Below are 1,325 nucleotides of genomic sequence, written 5' to 3'. Positions count from 1 at the left end.
CCCTCCCACAGGGGATGGCGGTGTCAGCGGTTCAGAAGAACCCCAACGGATTGACGTCATAGCTCACCAGCAAATTTTTCGTTTGCTGGTAATGATCGAGCATCATCTTGTGCGTCTCACGCCCGACGCCGGACTTCTTGTAGCCACCAAACGCCGCATGCGCCGGGTACAGGTGGTAGCAGTTGGTCCAGACGCGTCCGGCCTTGATCGCCCGGCCCATGCGGTAGGCGCGGTTGATGTCGCGGGTCCAGAGGCCGGCGCCGAGGCCGAACTCGGTGTCATTGGCAATCGCCAGGGCTTCGGCTTCGTCCTTGAAGGTGGTCACGCCCACCACCGGCCCGAAGATTTCTTCCTGGAACACGCGCATCTTGTTGTGGCCCTTGAGCAGGGTCGGCTGGATGTAATAGCCGCTCGACAGGTCGCCTTCAAGGCGTTCCGCCGCGCCACCGGTGAGCAGTTCGGCGCCCTCTTCCCGGGCGATGTCCAGGTACGAAAGGATCTTGTCGTACTGCTGCTCGGACGCTTGGGCGCCGACCATGGTCTCGGTGTCCAGCGGGTTGCCGCGCTTGATCTGCTGGATCTTCTTCAGCACCACTTGCATGAATTTGTCGTAGATCGACTCCTGGACCAGCGCCCGGGATGGGCAGGTGCAGACTTCACCCTGGTTGAAGAACGCCAGCACCAGGCCCTCGGCGGCTTTCTCGATGAACGCCGGTTCGGCCTGCATGATGTCTTCGAAGAAGATGTTCGGCGACTTGCCGCCCAGTTCCACGGTGGACGGGATGATGTTTTCAGCGGCGCACTTCATGATGTGCGAGCCGACCGGGGTGGAACCGGTGAAGGCGATCTTGGCGATGCGCTTGCTGGTGGCCAGGGCTTCACCGGCTTCGCGGCCGAAGCCGTGGACGATGTTCAACACGCCCGCCGGCAGCAGATCGGCGATCAGTTCGGCGAATACGGTGATCGACAGCGGGGTCTGCTCCGCCGGTTTGAGCACGATGCAGTTGCCGGCGGCCAGGGCCGGGGCGAGTTTCCAGGCGGCCATCAACAACGGGAAGTTCCACGGGATGATCTGCCCGACCACGCCCAGCGGTTCATGGAAATGGTAGGCCGTGGTCAGCTCGTTGATTTCGGCGGCCCCGCCCTCCTGAGCACGGATGCAACCGGCGAAATAACGGAAATGGTCAGCCGAGAGCGGTACGTCGGCATTGAGGGTTTCGCGCACGGCCTTGCCGTTGTCCCAGGTCTCGCTCACAGCGAGGAGTTCCAGGTTCTGCTCGATACGGTCGGCGATTTTCAACAGCACCAGTGAGCGATCCTGGACC

Annotated in this window: 1 protein-coding gene; it reads right to left on the bottom strand. The window is 62.3% G+C overall.

Annotated elements, in window-relative coordinates; all coding sequences use genetic code 11:
• Positions 1-31: 31 nt before the first annotated feature.
• Positions 32-1,325: aldehyde dehydrogenase family protein (locus tag ACE04F_RS06420; RefSeq protein ID WP_486105482.1), on the bottom strand; the 1,294-nt coding region annotated here is incomplete at its 5' end.

The organism is Pseudomonas sp. AGC41 (assembly GCF_057334555.1).
Note: the sequence above shows the minus strand (reverse complement) of the source record. Positions and strands in the feature narration are given on the sequence as shown.